Source organism: Bacillus sp. mrc49, from assembly GCF_002803435.1.
In genome coordinates, this window is the sequence record NZ_PHNG01000751.1 from 13,877 (window position 1) to 34,129 (window position 20,253).

Annotated in this window: 17 protein-coding genes; 16 read left to right on the forward strand and 1 reads right to left on the reverse strand. The window is 44.4% G+C overall.

Annotation, left to right across the window (positions count from 1 at the left end):
• The first annotated feature begins 12 nt into the window (after positions 1-12).
• The 3 genes from CVN76_RS22100 (at position 13) to aceA (ending at position 3,659) form a co-directional block, all read left to right on the forward strand.
• Entirely contained in the window at positions 13-405 is a 393-nt protein-coding gene (locus CVN76_RS22100) for an FxsA family protein (protein ID WP_100533079.1), read from the forward strand.
• A 340-nt stretch (positions 406-745) separates the two neighbouring features.
• Positions 746-2,338 carry a malate synthase A gene (aceB, locus tag CVN76_RS22105; RefSeq protein WP_100533080.1) on the forward strand — a complete coding sequence of 531 codons (1,593 nt, stop codon included), beginning with the start codon at positions 746-748 and terminating at the stop codon, positions 2,336-2,338.
• Between the two features lie 37 nt (positions 2,339-2,375).
• On the forward strand, positions 2,376-3,659 hold the full coding sequence (gene aceA, locus CVN76_RS22110) for an isocitrate lyase (RefSeq protein WP_100533081.1): 1,284 nt from the start codon (positions 2,376-2,378) through the stop codon (positions 3,657-3,659).
• 86 nt (positions 3,660-3,745) lie between these two features.
• Here aceA and ytvI read toward each other — a convergent pair whose 3' ends face one another.
• A complete protein-coding gene (ytvI, locus tag CVN76_RS22115) occupies positions 3,746-4,873 on the reverse strand; it encodes a sporulation integral membrane protein YtvI (protein WP_100533082.1) in 1,128 nt (375 codons plus the stop codon).
• A 184-nt stretch (positions 4,874-5,057) separates the two neighbouring features.
• On the opposite strand from ytvI, the gene CVN76_RS22120 reads away from it, so the two are divergent.
• The 13 genes from CVN76_RS22120 to CVN76_RS22185 all read left to right on the forward strand — a co-directional run.
• Positions 5,058-5,519 carry a DUF441 domain-containing protein gene (locus tag CVN76_RS22120; RefSeq protein ID WP_061142219.1) on the forward strand — a complete coding sequence of 154 codons (462 nt, stop codon included), beginning with the start codon at positions 5,058-5,060 and terminating at the stop codon, positions 5,517-5,519.
• A gap of 539 nt (positions 5,520-6,058) precedes the next feature.
• Positions 6,059-7,174 (forward strand): citrate synthase, encoded by a 1,116-nt coding sequence (gene citZ / locus CVN76_RS22130; RefSeq protein ID WP_100533084.1) that lies wholly within the window; start codon positions 6,059-6,061, stop codon positions 7,172-7,174.
• A gap of 95 nt (positions 7,175-7,269) precedes the next feature.
• Positions 7,270-8,583, forward strand: coding sequence for an NADP-dependent isocitrate dehydrogenase (gene icd / locus CVN76_RS22135; RefSeq protein WP_260320185.1), 1,314 nt, complete (start codon positions 7,270-7,272; stop codon positions 8,581-8,583).
• Positions 8,584-8,707: 124 nt separating this feature from the next.
• Positions 8,708-9,643, forward strand: coding sequence for a malate dehydrogenase (mdh, locus tag CVN76_RS22140; protein ID WP_100533085.1), 936 nt, complete (start codon positions 8,708-8,710; stop codon positions 9,641-9,643).
• A 232-nt stretch (positions 9,644-9,875) separates the two neighbouring features.
• Positions 9,876-10,595, forward strand: coding sequence for a response regulator transcription factor (locus CVN76_RS22145; RefSeq protein WP_061142214.1), 720 nt, complete (start codon positions 9,876-9,878; stop codon positions 10,593-10,595).
• Positions 10,592-12,370 carry a two-component system histidine kinase PnpS gene (gene pnpS, locus CVN76_RS22150; RefSeq protein WP_100533086.1) on the forward strand — a complete coding sequence of 593 codons (1,779 nt, stop codon included), beginning with the start codon at positions 10,592-10,594 and terminating at the stop codon, positions 12,368-12,370. The genes CVN76_RS22145 and pnpS overlap by 4 nt, the downstream gene beginning before the upstream one ends.
• Before the next feature lie 251 nt (positions 12,371-12,621).
• On the forward strand, positions 12,622-13,653 hold the full coding sequence (hflK, locus tag CVN76_RS22155; protein ID WP_100533093.1) for an FtsH protease activity modulator HflK: 1,032 nt from the start codon (positions 12,622-12,624) through the stop codon (positions 13,651-13,653).
• On the forward strand, positions 13,650-14,582 hold the full coding sequence (gene hflC, locus CVN76_RS22160) for a protease modulator HflC (protein ID WP_100533087.1): 933 nt from the start codon (positions 13,650-13,652) through the stop codon (positions 14,580-14,582). The genes hflK and hflC overlap by 4 nt, the downstream gene beginning before the upstream one ends.
• A gap of 129 nt (positions 14,583-14,711) precedes the next feature.
• The gene (gene polA, locus CVN76_RS22165) at positions 14,712-17,336 is read left to right on the forward strand and encodes a DNA polymerase I (protein WP_100533088.1); all 2,625 of its coding nucleotides are present in this window, start codon (positions 14,712-14,714) and stop codon (positions 17,334-17,336) included.
• Between the two features lie 19 nt (positions 17,337-17,355).
• Entirely contained in the window at positions 17,356-18,186 is an 831-nt protein-coding gene (gene mutM, locus CVN76_RS22170; protein ID WP_100533089.1) for a DNA-formamidopyrimidine glycosylase, read from the forward strand.
• A gap of 78 nt (positions 18,187-18,264) precedes the next feature.
• Positions 18,265-18,897 (forward strand): sporulation membrane protein YtaF, encoded by a 633-nt coding sequence (ytaF, locus tag CVN76_RS22175; RefSeq protein WP_100533090.1) that lies wholly within the window; start codon positions 18,265-18,267, stop codon positions 18,895-18,897.
• 25 nt (positions 18,898-18,922) lie between these two features.
• The gene (coaE, locus tag CVN76_RS22180) at positions 18,923-19,522 is read left to right on the forward strand and encodes a dephospho-CoA kinase (protein WP_100533091.1); all 600 of its coding nucleotides are present in this window, start codon (positions 18,923-18,925) and stop codon (positions 19,520-19,522) included.
• Between the two features lie 160 nt (positions 19,523-19,682).
• Positions 19,683-20,253, forward strand: a 571-nt coding sequence (locus tag CVN76_RS22185; protein ID WP_332850662.1) for a glyceraldehyde 3-phosphate dehydrogenase NAD-binding domain-containing protein, incomplete at its 3' end; no start/stop codon positions are given.

Here is a 20,253-nt window from a genome sequence, read left to right on the forward strand (position 1 = left end):
GGAGGAAAGTAAATGAGATATTTTTTATTCTTTATCATTGCGATGCCGGTCGTTGAAATCATTGTCCTATTGCTGTCAGGAAAGGTGATTGGCTTTTGGCCTACGCTGTTCCTGATCATAGCCACTGGTTTAATCGGAGCCTATCTTGCTAAAAAGCAAGGGATGGAAACATGGAGAAAGGCACAGGAGCAGATCCGTTATGGAATGATGCCTGGAAATGAAATCATTGATGGGATCTGTATTTTTATCGGAGCTGCCCTGCTGCTGTCCCCAGGTCTCATCTCGGATATCATGGGATTGATCCTTGTGTTTCCGCCAACCCGGAATCTCCTCAAACCGATCGTTATCCGGTTTCTTATGAACAGGATGAACAAAGGAAAAGTCACCGTCATCCGGCATAAGTAATATAAGGCTGTTTAAGGGCTCACGCTTTTAAACAGCCTTTTTATTTTTGGGAAAGGAAATCATTGAAAGCATCCCGGAGTTTCTCCAGGGATGTTTTTTTATTTCATGGGAGAAAACGCGCCCTGTTTTCACCACTAAAGTATGAAAGGGAATGGCTGAATAGTGAGGAACACCTAGTGAAAACGTTGATAAACCAGGCTTTTTTTACCTTGTTCTCATTTTTCTGAATTTTTTAGAAAAAACTGGTGACAAATTTATACAACGTGTTATATAATACAAACAGGAAATGAAACAACTGTATTATAACATAGGGGAATTGGAAAGGAAGTGGAGAGGCAACATGATTACGGAAGCAAAAGGCTTACAAATTACAGGCAATGTTAAGCCGGGATATGAACAAATACTTACAGCGGAAGCTCTACAATTCATTGAAAGAATCGAGCGGCATTTCGGTGAAAGAAGAAAGGAACTTCTAGAACGGCGCCTTAGCGTTCAAGAAGACTTGAATCAAGGCAAGCTTCCTGATTTTCTTGTAGAAACGAAGCATGTTCGCGAAAGTGATTGGACTATTGCCCCACTCCCGCACGACCTGCAAGACCGCAGGGTTGAAATTACCGGGCCAGTCGACCGTAAGATGATCATCAATGCGATGAATTCCGGTGCCAATGTTTTTATGGCCGACTTTGAAGACGCCAACTCACCCACTTGGGAAAATTGCCTGGATGGTCAGCTGAATTTGCGCGATGCAATCAGGGGTACGATTTCATTCGATAATCAAAATGGGAAGGTATATGAATTAAAGGGAAAAACAGCTGTACTGAAGGTAAGGCCCCGCGGCTGGCATTTAGAAGAAAAACACGTTCTTTTGGATGGACAGCCAATATCAGCTAGCATCTTTGACTTTGGCCTTTACTTCTACCATAACGCAAAAGCATTGATGGAAAAACAAAGCGGCCCATATTTCTACCTGCCCAAAATGGAAAGCCATCTGGAAGCAAGACTGTGGAATGATATTTTCGTATATGCACAGAACGATTTGAGAATCCCGCAAGGAACCATCAAGGCTACGGTGTTGATAGAAACGATTCTTGCCGCATTTGAAATGGACGAAATTCTGTACGAGCTGAAAGAGCATTCGGCTGGCTTGAACTGTGGGCGCTGGGATTATATCTTTAGTTTCTTGAAAAAATTCCGTCACTCGGATGAAGTCATTTTCCCTGATCGCCTTCAGGTCACGATGACTGTACCGAACATGAGGGCCTATTCCTTATTGGCGATCAAAACGTGCCACACTCGTAATGCCCCGGCAATCGGGGGAATGGCCGCACAAATCCCGGTGAAAAATGATCCGGTCAAGAATGCTGAGGCTTTTGCAAAAGTCCGTGCCGATAAAGAGCGTGAGGCAAGGGATGGCCACGATGGAACCTGGGTGGCGCATCCAGGGATGGTGAGCACGGCGAAAGAGGTCTTTGACCTGCTTGTACCGAAACCGAACCAAATTTACCGGAAACGTGAAGATGTCCATGTAACGGCGCATGAGTTACTCGCAGTACCCGAAGGAACCATCACTGAAGCAGGATTGAGGACGAACATTAATGTAGGCATCCAATATATTGCCTCTTGGTTAAGCGGCAGAGGGGCAGCACCAATTAATAACTTAATGGAAGATGCAGCGACGGCCGAAATTTCAAGAGCTCAAGTTTGGCAATGGATCCGCCATCCAAAAGGGATTCTCGATGATGGCAGGAACATAGACGAGGCATTATTCCACCAAATCAAAGCAGAGGAATTGGCATCGATTAAATCGGAGGTAGGGGAAGAAACCTTCCAAACAGGAAAGTTCGCGGAAGCTACTAAACTATTTGAAGAATTGATTGAAGCTGATGAGTTTGCTGATTTCTTAACCAATCCGGCATACAAGCAATTATCTTAATTTTTAAAATACTCATATAAAACAGGAGGAAATGACAATGAAGAATGAAAGAGCGCAACAATTACAACAAAGCTGGGAAAACGACTCACGGTGGACTGGAATCAAACGACCTTATACGGCTGAAGAAGTGATTAAATTAAGAGGATCGATCGATATCGAACAAACATTGGCCCGTCGTGGTTCCGAAAAATTATGGAATCTTTTGAAAACGGAGGATTTCATCAATGCATTGGGAGCGTTGACTGGCAACCAGGCCATGCAACAGGTGAAGGCCGGTTTAAAAGCGATTTACCTTAGTGGCTGGCAAGTGGCAGCCGATGCTAACATTGCCGGGCAAATGTACCCGGATCAAAGTCTTTATCCGGCCAATTCCGTGCCGCAAGTGGTTAAACGCATTAATCAGACACTTCAGCGTGCAGATCAAATCAGCTTTGCTGAAGGGAAAGATGATATTGACTGGTTCGCTCCAATCGTGGCGGATGCTGAGGCTGGTTTTGGCGGCTCGCTTAATGTTTTTGAATTAATGAAAGGCATGATTGAAGCCGGAGCAGCTGGCGTTCACTTTGAAGACCAACTTTCCTCCGAGAAAAAATGCGGTCACTTAGGCGGCAAGGTTCTTCTTCCGACCCAAACGGCCGTGCGTAATTTGGTTTCCGCCCGTTTGGCAGCCGACGTAATGGGGACACCGACGATTTTGATTGCTCGTACGGATGCAGATGCTGCCGATTTGATCACCGATGATATCGATCCGGTGGATGCGCCTTTCATTACAGGTGAAAGGACTCCAGAAGGGTTCTACCGTACGAATGCAGGTCTGGACCAAGCCATTGCACGCGGTTTGGCATATGCACCGTATGCCGACCTGATCTGGTGCGAGACGTCGGAACCTAATCTGGCTGACGCCCGCCGTTTTGCGGAAGCGATCCATGCAGAGTTCCCGGGGAAACTGCTAGCTTACAATTGTTCACCATCATTCAACTGGAAAGCGAAATTAAGCGATGAAGAAATTGCCACCTACCAAGTCGAATTAGGGAAATTGGGTTACAAATTCCAATTCGTTACACTTGCAGGCTTCCACTCATTGAATCACAGCATGTTCAATCTTGCTCTAGGTTATAAAGAGCGCGGCATGGCTGCATACTCTGAACTGCAGCAGGCTGAGTTCGCCAGTGAAGCGGAAGGGTATACGGCAACACGTCATCAACGTGAAGTGGGAACGGGTTATTTCGATGAAGTGGCACAAGTCGTTTCAGGAGGAACCTCGTCCACGACGGCACTTGCCGGTTCTACTGAAGCAGAGCAATTCGAGACTTCGAAATAAGCTTGATATATAAAAAATCCGCCTCGATCCGAGGCGGATTTTTATATGATATCAGGAGAATGCTATCTATATATTGATGATTGTTCTTATGTGGTCTTTTTTGTATCCGTGCCGATGATGAAGGTCAAAATGGCCTTGAAGACATGGGCCCGCTGAAGTGTATTGAAGATCACGAGTACGACAGGGCCCGCTATCAGTCCTAGGAACCCGATCAATTTGAAGCCGATGAACAGGGCGATGAGAGTGGCAAGCGGATCGAGACCGATACTGGAAGAGAGAACCTTTGGCTCTATCAACTGACGTTGGACGACAACGATTATGTAAAGCACGGACAATCCGATTGCAAGACTCGTATTTCCGACGATGAACTCGAAAATGATCCATGGAATGAAGATTGTGCCCGTCCCTAAATAAGGAATGATATCGACCAAGCCGCAAATTAGGGCAATCGTAATCGAATAATTAACCCCTAAAATGAGAAACCCGATCAAAATCGTGACAGTCGTCAATGAGACAAGCGTGAATTGTGCACGGATGAAGCCGAATAAGGCCCGTTTCAAGTCCCTGAACAAACGCTTGGCACCTGAAAAAATCTTATCGGGCAGCACACGGCTGGTCATCCTGCCAAAGGTGTCCCAATCCTTGCTGATGAAGAAAGTGCCCAGCAGCGTAAAAAGGAGTGCTGTTGCAGTGGTTGGGAACCAGCCGATGATAGTGGGTATATTCTTCAAGAACGCTTGAATGAACCCGCTTACTCCTGTAGTGATGGATTCGCCGATGTTTTGGATATTCTTGAGGACGGTATCCTGCTGGTCGACATCCAAATTATTGAACATCGCCGCGATTTGGTTGTATAAAGGGATGATGGTGGTGGCGATGTAGGACTCTATATAGTCCACGATCGTTTCGATATGTTCAGGGATGACTCCTGCAAGGTAATTGGTACCGGAGATGATTTCGGTAACCAGCAGGGTGATGAGCCCCGCAAATATCAGAAAAATGAGTAAGAGGGAAACGAATACGGCAAACCCCCGTGGTAACCTGCCTTTCTTTTCGAAGAAAGTGACAAGCGGATTCATCAAGAATGCGATTACCATGGCGATGATGAATGGATATGTATATTTGGATAAATAAAACAAGGCAATCCCACCTAAGATCACCCCGCCGATGACGAGCAAAGAACGAATGAAGCGATACATATAAACTGGATTCAAGACATATCCTCCTTCTATCATAAAGTTTGTATTATAATTGTAACGAGAATGGAAATGAAAGGAAAGATTCTTTCGTCCTTCGATGTAACTTTTTACAAGAATTGTCCTCTCCATTAACAAGGAAAGAGGGAGTTTTGCTATGTTAAAATAATAAAATAATAAAAAGAATGGAGTCGAAGGCATAATGGTAAACGGACCTATCGCATTTTTAATATTGCTTGCAGCGATCGGCTGGTTCGGGAAAAATACATCGCTGATCATGGCTGCAGGTTTTCTGCTGATCATGAAAGTGGTTGGTCTTGACGCTAAGGTTTTCCCCTATCTCGAGGCGAAAGGAATCAATTTGGGGGTCACGATCATCACCATTTCCGTACTGATACCGATCGCGAATGGGGCAATCGGGTTCAAGGAGCTCGGAGATGCGGTTAAATCCCCGTATGCCTGGATCGCGCTTGCATCCGGAATAGCGGTTGCGCTTATAGCAAAAAATGGGATTACACTATTATCACATGATCCCCACATCACCACGGCCCTTGTTTTTGGGACGATTCTTGCGGTAGCCTTATTCAAGGGCGTTGCCGTTGGTCCGTTAATCGGGGCTGGCATTGCTTATTTATGCATGCAGATCTTCAATTTTTTCAAATGAAGAAGGAAGCGGATGACCAAAAACCTCGACCGTCATGGAAATGGAATTATTCTATTTAATGTTTCATTTATTCTGCTTTGTAACGGAATTCTCGAAAAAACGTTAGAGGCCTTCTTTGAAAATGCAAGAGAATATGTAGCTAATTCTTCTGATAAAATAATAATTTTTTCACATTTTAAGTGCTTTTCATTCCCAAAAAAGTGTTTATTGTTTATAATAATGATGTAACTGCTCAGGATTATTAAAATTGGGATTCAGAATATCCATGATATTTTGAGGAATCTTAAAAAAGATGTAGTTATTGAGCAAGCGCTCACTAGGAATGGCTACAAGCATTAAATTTTTAGATCTTATCTTAAGGTTTAGCGTACATTTTACTATTGTGGGGTTTTATTTCTGTGAACGCTTCCAACTTTAAGATGTATGTCTTCTGCTAAAAAATAGATGGTTGTATTCAATAGCTAATCTCTTGGAAGCGCTATATTTATACGCAATGAGCAAGGACATAGGGGAATATTCAGGAAAAGGAGAGATTTAGTATGACAGCAACAAAAGGTCTTGAAGGTGTGGTAGCAACAACTTCATCAGTAAGCTCCATCATCGACGATACATTAACGTATGTAGGTTATGACATCGACGATTTGGCTGTAAATGCATCATTCGAAGAAGTAATCTATCTATTATGGCACGGAGCTCTTCCGACCAAAAGCCAATTAGAAGAATTGACTAAACAACTTGCTGAAAATGCTGAAATTCCAGCTGAAGTGGTTAATCATTTCAAAACTTACCCAATTGATAAAGTGCACCCAATGGGAGCTCTTCGCACAGCCGTTTCCCTACTTGGTCTATATGATGAAGAGGCAGACGTAATGAGTGAAGATGCTAACTATCGTAAAGCCATCCGCATCCAAGCTAAAATCCCTACATTGGTAACAACTTTCGCTCGTATCCGTCAAGGAAAAGAATCGATTGCACCGCGTACAGATTTAAGCTTTGCTGCTAACTTCTTATATATGTTAAGCGGCAATGAACCGACGGCAATCGAAGAAGAAGCATTCAACAAAGCGTTGGTCCTTCATGCTGACCATGAATTGAACGCTTCTACATTCACGGCACGTGTTTGTGTGGCTACATTATCCGATATCTATTCCGGTGTTACTTCTGCCCTTGGCGCTTTAAAAGGGCCACTTCACGGCGGAGCTAACGAACAAGTCATGAAAATGCTTACGGAAATCGGTTCCGTTGAAAATGTAGAGCCTTACATCAACGAAAAATTAGCCAATAAAGAAAAAATCATGGGCTTTGGCCACCGTGTATACCGTAAAGGCGATCCGCGTGCCAAGCACCTTAAGGAAATGTCCCAAAAATTGACGGAGCTTACTGGACAACCTCAATATTATGATATGTCCATTAAAATCAATGACATCGTAACGGGTCAAAAAAATCTTCCGCCAAACGTGGATTTCTATTCCGCTTCGGTATACCATAGTCTAGGTATCGAGCACGACCTATTTACACCAATCTTTGCTGTGAGCCGTGCTTCAGGCTGGATCGCTCATATCCTTGAGCAATATTCCAACAACCGTTTGATCCGTCCGCGTGCAGACTATGTTGGACCAGGTATGCAAAAATACGTACCGATTGAAAAACGCTAAGTAAAAGTTTTTCGAAACTTATTTTTATTTCAACGGATTTGTAGTAAATTAATAGATGTGAGTAAAAAGGGTTAGTGGTGCTGCCTGCTTTAAAGGTGGACCATCTAACCTTTGAATTTGAATCGGAGGTAAGAGACATGACACAAAGCCAAAAAATCACAGTTACTAACGGTGCTCTTAACGTGCCAAACAACCCAATCGTTCCTTATATCGAGGGAGACGGAATCGGTCCTGATATCTGGGCAGCAGCTTCTCGCGTTTTAGACGCAGCAGTTGAAAAAGCCTACAATGGCGAAAAGAAAATCGAATGGAAAGAAGTTTTAGCTGGACAAAAAGCATTTGACCAAACAGGCGAATGGCTTCCACAAGAAACTCTAGATGTCATTAACGAATATCTGATCGCTATTAAAGGACCTCTTACAACTCCAATCGGTGGCGGTATCCGTTCATTGAACGTTGCATTGCGTCAAGTATTGGACTTATTCGTATGTCTTCGCCCAGTACGTTACTTTGAAGGTGTACCTTCTCCAGTAAAACGTCCGGAAGACACTGATATGGTCATCTTCCGTGAAAACACTGAAGATATCTATGCAGGCATCGAGTATGCTAAAGGTTCTGATGAAGCGAAGAAATTAATCGATTTCCTACAAACTGAATTCGGTGTTACAAACATCCGTTTCCCAGAAACTTCAGGTATCGGGATCAAACCGATTTCCGAAGAAGGAACAAAACGTCTTGTTCGCTCTGCACTTAACTATGCGATCAAAGAAGGCCGTAAATCATTAACGCTTGTTCATAAAGGGAACATCATGAAATTCACGGAAGGCGCATTCAAAACTTGGGGCTATGAAGTTGCTGAACAAGAATTCGCCGACAAAGTGTTCACATGGAACCAATATGACAAAATTAAAGACGCAGAAGGCACTGAAGCTGCTAACCAAGCACAATCTGCTGCTGAAGCTGAAGGCAAAATCATCGTTAAGGATTCCATTGCTGATATCTTCTTACAACAAATCCTGACTCGTCCAAAAGAGTTTGATGTTGTTGCAACAATGAACTTGAACGGAGATTACATTTCAGATGCATTGGCTGCACAAGTTGGCGGAATCGGTATCGCTCCAGGAGCAAACATCAACTACGAAACTGGACATGCCATCTTCGAAGCAACTCACGGAACGGCTCCGAAATATGCTGGCCTTGATAAAGTTAACCCATCTTCAGTTCTTCTTTCAGGCGTTCTTTTACTTGAACACCTTGGCTGGAACGAAGCTGCTAACAGCATCACGAAATCAGTTGAACAAACGATCGCTTCTAAAGTTGTTACATATGACTTTGCCCGCCTAATGGAAGGTGCAACAGAAGTTAAATGTTCCGAGTTCGCTGACGAGCTTATCAAAAACCTTAAATAATAATCTTTGCTTATGATGCTTTCCGGAAAAGTTCCTCTGCGGGTTCTTTTCCGGAAGGCTTATATGTGTACATGAGGACGTTGTTAGTATTCCGAAAATTCAATCAATTCAAGGAGGAAATAATATGTCTAAGCGTAAAAAGATCACAGTGGTCGGTGCAGGCTTCACGGGTGCTACGGCAGCATTCCTGGCAGCCCAAAAGGAACTTGGCGATATCGTGTTAGTCGATATTCCGCAAGCTGAAAGCCCTACAAAGGGTAAAGCGCTTGATATGGCGGAAGCAGGTCCCGTCCTAGGCTTCGATGCTAACATCATCGGCACTTCCGATTATGCCGATTCAAAGGATTCCGACGTAGTCATCATCACTGCTGGTATTGCTCGTAAGCCAGGTATGAGCCGTGACGACTTAGTTCAAACCAACCAAAAAGTTATGATATCCGTAACTAAAGAAGTGGTTAAACATTCTCCGAATACAACCATCATCGTTTTGACCAACCCAGTAGATGCCATGACGTACACCGTTTATAAAGAATCAGGTTTCCCCAAGGAGCGCGTAATCGGACAATCAGGTGTTCTTGATACAGCCCGATTCCGTACATTCGTAGCACAGGAATTGAACTTGTCCGTTAAGGACGTGACTGGTTTCGTACTTGGCGGACACGGGGATGATATGGTTCCCCTTGTACGTTATTCTTATGCGGGCGGTATTCCTTTGGAAACATTGATCCCCCAAGAACGTTTGGATGCAATCGTGGCACGTACCCGTACTGGCGGCGGGGAAATCGTGAACCTTCTTGGAAACGGCAGCGCCTATTATGCACCTGCTGCGTCCCTGGTGGAAATGGCTGAAGCGATCCTCAAAGACCAACGCCGTGTTCTTCCGTCAATCGCCTATCTTGAAGGTGAATACGGATTCGAAGGAATTTACCTTGGTGTGCCGGCTGTATTAGGTGCTAACGGCATTGAACGAATTATCGAACTTGAATTGACTGAAGATGAAAAAGCTGCTCTTTCCAAATCGGTTGAATCAGTTAAAGCAGTCATGCAAGTCCTTCAGTAAGGGAGACGTGTAGGTTCCCTTGATCAAATGCCCGGACATGGAGGGTAGGCCAATGCCTATCTCCCCATATTCGGGCTGTTTTTTTTACCGACTCATTGGGGACAATGATAAGTGGAATATGATCGATGATTTTTTTTATGTGTAAATTTCAGATAATATTCTTTATAATGGAATTGGATGAGTAGACTGAAGAATTTGGTCTATGGGGTAATACATATTGCAGGAGGATCTAATGTCAAAGAAAATTCTCGTAGTGGATGATGAACAATCGATCGTTACCTTACTTCAGTACAACCTAGAACAAGCAGGCTATTCGGTGATCACGGCTTTGGATGGAGAAGAAGGCCTTCAGGCTGCCGTGGATGTACGTCCCGATTTGGTCGTATTGGATTTGATGCTTCCTAAAATGGATGGGCTTGAGGTATGTAAACAGCTCCGCCAGCAGAAAATCAATATACCGATTCTGATGCTGACAGCCAAGGACGATGAATTTGACAAAGTGCTGGGACTTGAACTTGGAGCCGATGATTACTTAACCAAGCCATTCAGTCCACGTGAGGTTGTGGCAAGAATTAAAGCCATACTAAGAAGGTCGCAGCTGCAATCCAATGGAAGTGAGGCAGGTCAGGATCAGGAAGATGGTCTCTTGGAGTTGGGGGAATTGAAAGTGTTTCCTGATCGATACGAAGCATTCTTTGATGAACAGCAATTGGAATTGACGCCAAAGGAATTTGAATTACTATTGTATTTGGCGAAGAATAAAGGAAGGGTATTAACGAGAGACCAGCTGCTCAGTGCAGTGTGGAATTATGATTTTGCGGGGGATTCCCGGATCGTCGATGTGCATATCAGCCACCTTCGAGAAAAAATCGAGAAAGATACAAAAAAACCTTTATACATCAAAACGATCAGGGGCTTGGGCTATAAGCTTGAGGAGCCGAAAAAGGAATGACAACCTATCGTAAAAAGCTCCTGTTTACCCTCATCACGCTTGTGATGGTCGTCCTGATGGCCGTGGGCTTTTTATTGGGACATTTGTTCAAAAGCTATTATATTAAAACTTTTAATGAGCGTATACAGAATGAAACATTTTTCATATCTACATATATTCAAGAACATGGGGGGATCGACTCCTTTTTGGAAAAAGGGAAAACGGCAAAGCTGACGCCCCTTTTGGATTCGAACTTAACCATTCTCTCAACGAACGGGGAGATATTATACGATTCGACTTCATCCAATGAGATACTCAAAAACCACGCAAATGTCCTTCGTGAAATTACGTTGGAAAAGGGGCGTAAGCATGGGGAAGGGTATGAAGTGGTTGAAGGGGACTCGGACCTTCATTATTATTGGAAGACGATTGAAAAGGATGGCAAGATTGAAGGTTTTGTCGTACATAGCAACGAAATCGAAGCCATACATCAGGTGAATAAGCAAATGTGGCAAATTTTGATCATTTGTTTAGGTGTAGCCTTGATCATCATTCTCATGCTTGCCAGTAAAATCACTTCTTATTATACCCGGCCGATCGAGGAAGCGACGATGGCAGCCATTGAATTGGCTAAAGGGAATTATGGGACTCGGACATTGGAGCGGCATTCGGATGAAACGGGGATGCTGACGACGTCCTTGAACATATTGGCAAGGAACCTGCAAGAAACCGAGATAGCGAGGGAAATGAATCAGGATCGCTTGGAAACGCTTGTTGAAAATATCGGAAGCGGCGTCCTGCTTATAGACAGTAAGGGCTATACCACCGTAATCAACCGAGAATTCAAAAAAAGCTTCCGTGTGGATGCCGCTACGTTTTTGTTTCAGGAATATTACTCGGTCATTAAAGATCAGGAAGTCATTTCGATCATTGAAGAGATTTTCCGAACCGAAAAAACGATAAAGCGCCAGGTGAAGATACCGCTTGCCATCGAGCGCAAGCACTTTGAAATATATGGGGCGCCTATCATCGGGAATCATGACGAGTGGAAGGGGATCTTGCTCATTTTCCATGATATCACCGAATTGAAGCGGCTCGAGCAAATGCGCAAGGATTTCGTCGCCAACGTTTCCCATGAATTGAGGACTCCGATCACTTCCATCAAAGGCTTTTCGGAAACCTTATTGGATGGGGCCTTAAAAGACGAAAAAACCTTGAAGCACTTTTTATCGATCATCTTGAAAGAAAGCGACCGGCTGCAAGAACTCATCCAGGAGCTTTTGAATTTATCTAAGATGGAGCAGCAGGAATTCGTTCTGAAGGCAGGCGTCGTTGACATTACGAAAGTCCTTGGTGAAATACAGGAGATGCTTATAGGAAAGCTGAAGCAAAAAGAAGTAACGCTTCAGATCCATTCATCACAGAATCCGGTATTCGTTGAAGGGGAATCGGACAGGATCAAACAGGTGTTCATTAATTTGATAACGAATGCATTGACCTACACGCCAAATGGCGGAAGGGTATCCGTGAATGTCATTGAAAATGAACAGACTGTGGACATTACCGTTCAAGATAATGGAATCGGAATCGACGAAAAGGAATTGCCGAGGATTTTTGAACGGTTTTACCGCATTGATAAGGCGAGGAGCCGTGATTCGGGCGGAACTGGAATTGGGCTGGCGATCGTCAAGCATATCATTGAAGTCCATAAAGGGAAAATCAAAGTGGAAAGCACACCTGGCTCGGGAACGACATTTACGGTTACGCTAAATAAAAGCTTAAAAGGAAAAATGTAATACGCGGTGAATTTACATAGCGTTTACAATTCCTTAAAATGGACTTCATAATGGCGGGGTACAATGATTGTACAACCCCTCATCCAAGGAGTTAAGCATGGACAGAGACAAAGCGTCTCTGTCTTTTATTTTGGGCATTTCCGACTGGAGTTATCTCACGGCAATTAAATTAGGCAAATATTTCATTTTCATGAAACTTTAGACCCTTCCTTGCGTAAATAAGATATAACGGCAAAGAAGGGGTGATACCTATCATTAGCTTAAAAAGGATCTATACGATCACAGGACTTGTTTTTCTTATTATAATTTTGGGGGTTGTTGCGATAACGACCTGGTACACGGTTGATGAGTCCGATCAAGCTGTCATCATGACGTTCGGTAAGGTGGAGGAGACGATCACGGAACCAGGTCTTCACGTTAAACTGCCTTGGCCGATCCAATCGGTTGAGAAGCTATCGAAAGAAACATTCAGCCTTAAGTTCGGATATAAGGAAGAGGACGGAGAAGTGAAGGACTACCCGAGTGAGACGAAAATGATTACGGGTGATGAAAACATCGTGCTGGCCGACCTGGTTGTTCAGTGGAAAATCACCGACCCTCCAAAATATCTATACAATGCGGATGATCCGGAAAAAATATTGTATGACACCACTTCAGCTGCATTAAGGAGCATCATCGGCAGCACGAAAATCGATGATGCACTCACTTCCGGGAAAGCGAAAATCGAAGCGGATGTACGGGAATTATTGACCCAGCTAATGGAGAAGTATGATGTTGGGATTTCCATTTCAGCAGTTAAGCTCCAGGATGTGGAGTTACCGAATGAAGAAGTGCGGAAAGCGTTTACGAACGTGACGGATGCCCGTGAAACGGCCAATACGAAAAGAAACGAAGCCGATAAGTATGAAAATAAACGGATGAATGAAGCGGTAGGGGAAAAAGACGCCATCCTTTCGCAGGCCAATGGGGATAAAGCTGCCCGTACCGAGGCCGCTCGCGGGGATGTGGCGGTTTTCGAAAAACTATATAGTGAGTATAAGGGCAATAAGGGAATTACGAAGGACCGTCTTATTATTGAGACCCTTGAGGGAGTATTGCCGAATGCCGAGATTTATATCATGAATGATGATGGAAATACGATGAAATATTTACCGCTTCGTTCTCTTGAAAAAGAGGAAACGAAAAAAGTGCCGGCTCCTGAAGATGATGCTGCCGATATGGACGCGAAGAAGGAGAATCCATCGGAAGAAAAAGCGACAGCGGAAGGGGGCGCACAACGATGAGCGGGAAAATAATCGATTTCACTGAGCTGAAAAAAGGCGATTTTCATTGGAGGGGCTATTTCAGGATCGGCATCTTCCTCATTATTATCATCGTCCTGCTGCTGATCGTCTTCACCAATGTCTATATCGTCAAAGAAGGGGAATATAAAGTCGTCCGTCAATTCGGTGAGGTTGTAAGGATCGATAAGACCCCGGGATTAAAGGCGAAAGTGCCATTCATCCAAAGTGTCATGACCTTGCCGAAGTACCAAATGAGTTCCGATGTATCCGAGGCGGAAATCAATACGAAAGATAAAAAACGGATGCTGATCGATAACTATGCAGTTTGGAGAATCGAAGACCCGAAGAAGCTGATTACAAATGCAAGGACGTTTGAAAATGCGGAAACGAAAATGGAGGAGTTCATCTATTCAGCCGTTCGTTCAGAGCTGGGCCAATTGAATTATGATGAAATCATCAATGATGAGAAGTCGTCCAGAGGAAGTTTAAATGACCGCATAACGGAAAAGGTCAACGAGCTGCTGCAAAATGACAATTATGGCATCAGCTTGACGGATGTCCGGATAAAAAGGACGGATTTGCCTGCTGAAAATGAAGCGTCCGTTTTCAAGAGAATGATTTCCGAACGTGAATCGAAAGCGCAAGAGTACCTTTCCAAAGGTGACGCGACGAAGAACCGGATCGTTGCGGATACGGATCGGAAGGTGAAGGAATTGCTCTCGACTGCGGAGGCGAATGCCGAAGTGATCAGGGCAGAAGGAGAAGGGGAAGCAGCGAAAATCTATAATAAATCATTTTCCAAGGATCCGGAATTCTATAAATTATACCGGACTCTTGAATCCTACAAAAAGACGATTGGCGATCAAACGGTCATCGTTCTCCCGTCGGATTCCCCCTATGCAAGCTTGTTAATGGGAAATACAAAATAACCGCATAGCCGTCATTTTTCTTTCCGCTTCTACTCATGGTAGAATAGAGGGAGAAAATGAACGGCTTTTTTTGCGATATAAATAGAAGCTGAAAAATACATAAACCTGTTGGTCTGGAGGTAGACGGATATGGATAAAAAATTAGTACTCATAGATGGAAACAGCATTGCTTACCGTGCATTTTTTGCGCTTCCGCTCCTGAATAATGATAAAGGGGTGCATACGAATTCCGTTTACGGATTCACGATGATGCTCAACCGCATACTCGCAGAGGAAAAACCGACGCACATACTTGTAGCCTTTGATGCGGGCAAGACGACATTCAGACATGCGACATTCAAGGAATATAAGGGCGGACGCCAAAAAACGCCCCCGGAATTGTCCGAGCAATTCCCCTTCATTCGCGAGCTGCTCGATTGTTTCCAAATAAAAAGGTATGAGCTGGAAAATTATGAGGCAGATGATATCATCGGTACACTGTCGTTACAAGCAGAAAAAGACGGCTTCGAGGTCAAGGTCATTTCCGGTGATAAGGATTTGACGCAACTATCCTCCCCTAGTACGACGGTTTCAATCACGAAAAAGGGAATTACTGAAATTGAGGAATATACACCAAAGCATATACACGAAAAATACGGACTATCCCCATTGCAGATCATAGATTTAAAGGGGCTGATGGGAGACGCTTCCGACAATATCCCCGGGATACCGGGCGTTGGCGAGAAAACCGCACTTAAGCTATTGCATCAATTTGAAACGGTAGAAAACCTTCTTCAGTCGATTGAGGAGGTAAGCGGACAAAAATTGAAAGAGAAGATAGAAGAACATAAAGATCTGGCCCTTTTAAGCAAGGAGCTTGCCACGATAACGAGGGAAGCGCCGATTGAAGTTTCCCTGAACGAGACCGAGTACAGCGGGATCGATCAGGATCGAGTCATTTCATTTTATAAAGAGCTTGGCTTTTCGACCTTGCTCGATAAATTGGATGTTGCGGAAACTGTCCCGCTTGAGCAGGAAAAGATCGAGGTCCATACGGCGGAAATGACAGAAGGCATGTATGCGGATGAAAGTGCTCTATATGTGGAAATTCTAGAGGATAATTATCATCGGGCCGACATCATCGGGATTGCCATCAGTAATGAGCATGGTCATTTCTATTTCCATGGTGATAGTGCTTTGAACTCCGCGGCATTCAAATCCTGGGCCGAGGATGAAACGAAAAAGAAAACGGTGTTCGATGCGAAACGAACCGTCGTGGCACTTCGCCATCGGGGAGTCGAAATAAAGGGCATCGATTTTGATGTATTTTTGGCCTCTTACATCCTGGATCCTGCCGAGTCAGTGGATGAAGTGGCGGAAATCACGAAAACCCAAGGCGCAATCCGTCTTGAGACCGATGACGTGTTCTATGGAAAAGGCGCAAAACGCATGATTCCTGGTGAAGCTGAATTGAGCGAGCATATTGCCAGAAAATCGAAGGCGATCCTTTCTTTGAAAGGACCGATGATTGATAGGCTCCATGATTTTGAGCAATTTCATTTATTGACGGACCTTGAGCTGCCATTATCGATCATCCTGGCAAACATGGAATGGCAGGGCATAAAGGTGGATATTGGCCGTCTGAAAAATATGGGGCAGGAATTGGCCGGACGCTTAAGAACGATAGAAGCCAGGATTTTTGATTTGGCTGGCGAAGCTTTCAATATCAATTCACCTAAACAGCTTGGAGCCATCCTTTTTGAAAAATTGGAGCTCCCGGTCATGAAGAAAACGAAAACAGGCTATTCCACTTCAGCTGATGTGCTGGAAAAACTGGAGAGCAAGCATGATATCGTGAAGGAAATATTGCTGTACCGCCAGCTTGGGAAGCTTCAATCCACATATATCGAAGGCTTGCTTAAAGTGGTCAATGGCAAATCGGATAAGGTGCACACCCGTTTCAACCAAGCCTTGACCCAGACGGGCCGCTTAAGCTCGACAGATCCCAACCTGCAAAATATCCCGATCAGGCTGGAAGAAGGAAGGAAAATCAGGCAGGCCTTCATTCCTTCCGAGAAGGATTGGATCATTTTCGCTGCTGACTATTCGCAAATCGAATTACGCGTGCTGGCCCACATCGCCAATGACAGCGGACTTGTGGAAGCATTCCAGGCCGGGATGGACATCCATACAAGAACGGCGATGGATGTCTTCCATGTATCGGCGGAGGAAGTCACGTCGAACATGAGACGCCAAGCCAAAGCGGTCAACTTCGGAATTGTTTATGGGATAAGCGATTACGGGTTATCACAAAGCCTGGGCATTACGAGAAAAGAAGCTGGGGAGTTCATCGAGAAGTATTTAAGAAGCTTTCCAGGTGTCCAGGAATATATGGAAGAAAGCATACATGAAGCCCGCCAAAAAGGATATAGCACCACCCTCATGCAAAGAAGGCGCTATATACCTGAGATTACGAGCAGGAACTTCAACATCAGGAGCTTTGCGGAACGTACGGCGATGAACACGCCGATCCAGGGAAGTGCCGCGGATATCATCAAGCTTGCGATGATCAATATGAACAAGCGCCTGATCAAGGAGGGGCTCAAGACGAGGATGCTCCTACAGGTGCATGATGAATTGATTTTTGAAGCTCCGCCGGAGGAGCTCGAAATCCTGAAGGTGATCGTTCCAGAGGAAATGGAAAATGCCATCGGATTGAACGTGCCTCTTAAAGTGGATTATGCCTTCGGGCCAACATGGTTTGATGCCAAATAAGAAAAGATAGGTGATAGTAATGCCAGAACTTCCAGAAGTGGAAACAGTCAGAAGAACCTTAGAGCAGCTTGTCCTAGGAAAAGAAATCAAGGAAGTGTCCGTCTTCTGGCCAAAGATCATTAAAGCACCCGAGCCGATCGAACAGTTTCAGCATGCCTTGAAGGGGCAGACGATTCAAGAAATCGGCAGGCGGGGCAAATTCCTGATTTTCACCTTGGATGAATATTCGATGGTTTCGCATTTAAGGATGGAAGGCAAATACGGGGTGCATCAAAAGGAAGAACCTTATGATAAGCATACTCATGTGATTTTCACGTTCACGGACGGCAGTGAGCTTCGCTACCGAGATGTTCGTAAATTCGGCACGATGCACCTGTTTGCCAAAGGCGAGGAATTGGAGCGGTTGCCTTTGCTGCATTTGGGACCTGAACCGTTATCCGAGGATTTCACCGTCGAGGGACTTCGGGCTAAATTGGCCAGGACGAACAGGAAAATCAAGCCGGTGCTCCTTGACCAAACGGTTGTCGTGGGAATCGGCAATATATATGTGGACGAGTCGTTATTCCGTTCCGGCATCCATCCGGAGAGGATAGCTTCCTCACTCTCTTTGGAAGAAATCGAAAAACTGCATGCTGAAATCATTGCCACACTTGGTGAAGCTGTCGAAAAGGGAGGAAGCACGATTCGTTCATATGTCAACTCCCAAGGGCAAATCGGCATGTTTCAGTTGGAATTGAATGTCTACGGGCGAAAGGGCGAGGACTGCAAAACATGCGGCACACCGCTTGAAAAGCTGGTTGTAGCAGGGCGCGGCACACATATTTGCCCACGATGCCAGCCGTTAATTTAGCTTATGCATTTCACACACATCGGATGGGCTCCTTCCATATACTAGGGTAGCAACGAGTAGGGAAGGAGTAATATTCCGATGTGGCTACAAATTATCTTTCTTGCATTTGCAGTTAGTATCGACGGTTTTGGTGTAGGCATGACATTTGGTATGCGGAAAATGAAAATCCCGCTTAAGTCAATAGCGGTCATCTCATTTTGTTCTGCTTTAAGTTTAGGCATAGCGATGGTCATCGGGCAATTCATCAGTCAGCTCATATCCATTGGTGCAGCTGAAAAAACGGGGGGCATCATTCTCATTTTCCTTGGAGCCTGGATGGTATACCAATATTTCAAGCCTGATAAAGATCAGAAGGATGATAGATATCACGAAAAGATCATCTTCAATTTTGAAATTAAATCACTTGGGGTCGTCATCAATATTTTACAAAAACCCTTGAATGCCGATTTTGATAAATCAGGTACGATCACCGGGGTCGAAGCGCTCGTATTGGGGTTTGCGTTATCATTGGATGCATTTGGGGCTGGTGTCGGCGCGGCCATGATCGGGATTTCCCCCATCATCCTCGCCGCATGCATCGCCGTCATGAGTTCAATCTTCATATGGAGCGGGATTCAAAGCGGAAAATTACTTTCAAATAATAAAGTGGTTCAGCATTTGACCTTTCTTCCGGGTGTCCTTTTGATATTAATCGGATTATTCAAGTTATGAAATAGGATGTATAAGGGGGGAGCTTATGGGACAAATCATCGGAATCACCGGGGGCATCGCCAGCGGAAAAAGCAGTGTCAGCCTCTATTTACAGGAGCTCGGTTTCACGATCATAGATGCAGATCTGGCTTCCCGTGCTGTCGTTGAGCCTGGTGAAGAAGCCTTTCGCCAAGTGGTGCGTGCATTTGGTGAGAATATTTTATTGGCCGATGGGACCATCGATCGTGCCAAGTTAGGATCGATAATCTTTCATGATCAGGAAAAAAGACTGCTGTTGAATAGCATCGTGCATCCAGCGGTAAGGAAGTGGATGCGCCTCAAAACGGAAGAGGCGCTTGCTGCAGGCAAAGAAACGGTATTCATGGACATTCCGCTATTATTCGAAAGTAAACTGACCTACATGGTTGAAAAAACACTTTTGATCTATGCGGATGAACGGGTTCAATTGGAGCGCTTGATGAACAGGAACGGTCTATCGGAGGCGGAGGCCCTTGCCCGAATCCATTCACAGATGCCTTTAGCCGATAAGAAAGCTCTAGCGGATGCGATCATTGATAATAATGGAGAACTGACGGAAACGAAGAAGCAAGTCAGGGCCATACTCAACGATTGGCATGTCATATAGTTGTCATTAAAGGAAGGAACCAGTAGGTTTCTTCCTTTTGTGTTGAAAAAACAGGATTAATCCGCATTTTTATTAGCACAATTAATCTTAATTATGTTATACTAATTACATAAGAGGGGTAATAAGTATAACATTAATATTTTTCAGGAGGGTCCGAACAATGAATTCAAGAGTAGCGATTAACGGATTTGGGAGAATCGGGAGAATGGTTTTCCGAAAGGCCATATTAGATGAGAGTTTGGACATTATTGCAATCAATGCAAGCTATCCTGCTGAAACGTTAGCCCATTTACTAAAGTATGATACGATACATGGTAAATTCGACGGCATCATTGTAGCGGAGGATGATTCACTTGTTGTGAATGGCCGCCGGGTACAACTTATCAATAACCGCGATCCAAAGCAATTGCCTTGGAAAGAGATGAACATAGATATCGTAATCGAAGCTACAGGCAAATTCAATGAACGTTCCAAAGCGGCTCTTCATTTGGAGGCAGGGGCAAAACGGGTGATATTATCTGCACCGGGGAAAAATGAAGACGTTACCATTGTCATGGGCGTCAATGAGGAAGTGCTCGAAATCGACAAGCATTTTATCATATCCAATGCTTCCTGTACGACTAATTGTCTTGGGCCTGTTGCAAAAGTGCTTGATGAGAAATTCGGTATAAATAACGGTTTGATGACGACGATCCATTCTTATACAAATGATCAAAATAATATCGATAACC

Excerpts from the sequence above, each read along its gene's own strand:
- CVN76_RS22100 (WP_100533079.1), top strand. The coding sequence starts at position 13 with ATGAGATATTTTTTATTCTTTATCATTGCGATGCCGGTCGTTGAAATC.
- aceB (WP_100533080.1), top strand. The coding sequence starts at position 746 with ATGATTACGGAAGCAAAAGGCTTACAAATTACAGGCAATGTTAAGCCG.
- aceA (WP_100533081.1), top strand. The coding sequence starts at position 2,376 with ATGAAGAATGAAAGAGCGCAACAATTACAACAAAGCTGGGAAAACGAC.
- CVN76_RS22120 (WP_061142219.1), top strand. The coding sequence starts at position 5,058 with ATGGTAAACGGACCTATCGCATTTTTAATATTGCTTGCAGCGATCGGC.
- citZ (WP_100533084.1), top strand. The coding sequence starts at position 6,059 with ATGACAGCAACAAAAGGTCTTGAAGGTGTGGTAGCAACAACTTCATCA.
- mdh (WP_100533085.1), top strand. The coding sequence starts at position 8,708 with ATGTCTAAGCGTAAAAAGATCACAGTGGTCGGTGCAGGCTTCACGGGT.
- CVN76_RS22145 (WP_061142214.1), top strand. The coding sequence starts at position 9,876 with ATGTCAAAGAAAATTCTCGTAGTGGATGATGAACAATCGATCGTTACC.
- pnpS (WP_100533086.1), top strand. The coding sequence starts at position 10,592 with ATGACAACCTATCGTAAAAAGCTCCTGTTTACCCTCATCACGCTTGTG.
- hflC (WP_100533087.1), top strand. The coding sequence starts at position 13,650 with ATGAGCGGGAAAATAATCGATTTCACTGAGCTGAAAAAAGGCGATTTT.
- polA (WP_100533088.1), top strand. The coding sequence starts at position 14,712 with ATGGATAAAAAATTAGTACTCATAGATGGAAACAGCATTGCTTACCGT.
- mutM (WP_100533089.1), top strand. The coding sequence starts at position 17,356 with ATGCCAGAACTTCCAGAAGTGGAAACAGTCAGAAGAACCTTAGAGCAG.
- ytaF (WP_100533090.1), top strand. The coding sequence starts at position 18,265 with ATGTGGCTACAAATTATCTTTCTTGCATTTGCAGTTAGTATCGACGGT.
- coaE (WP_100533091.1), top strand. The coding sequence starts at position 18,923 with ATGGGACAAATCATCGGAATCACCGGGGGCATCGCCAGCGGAAAAAGC.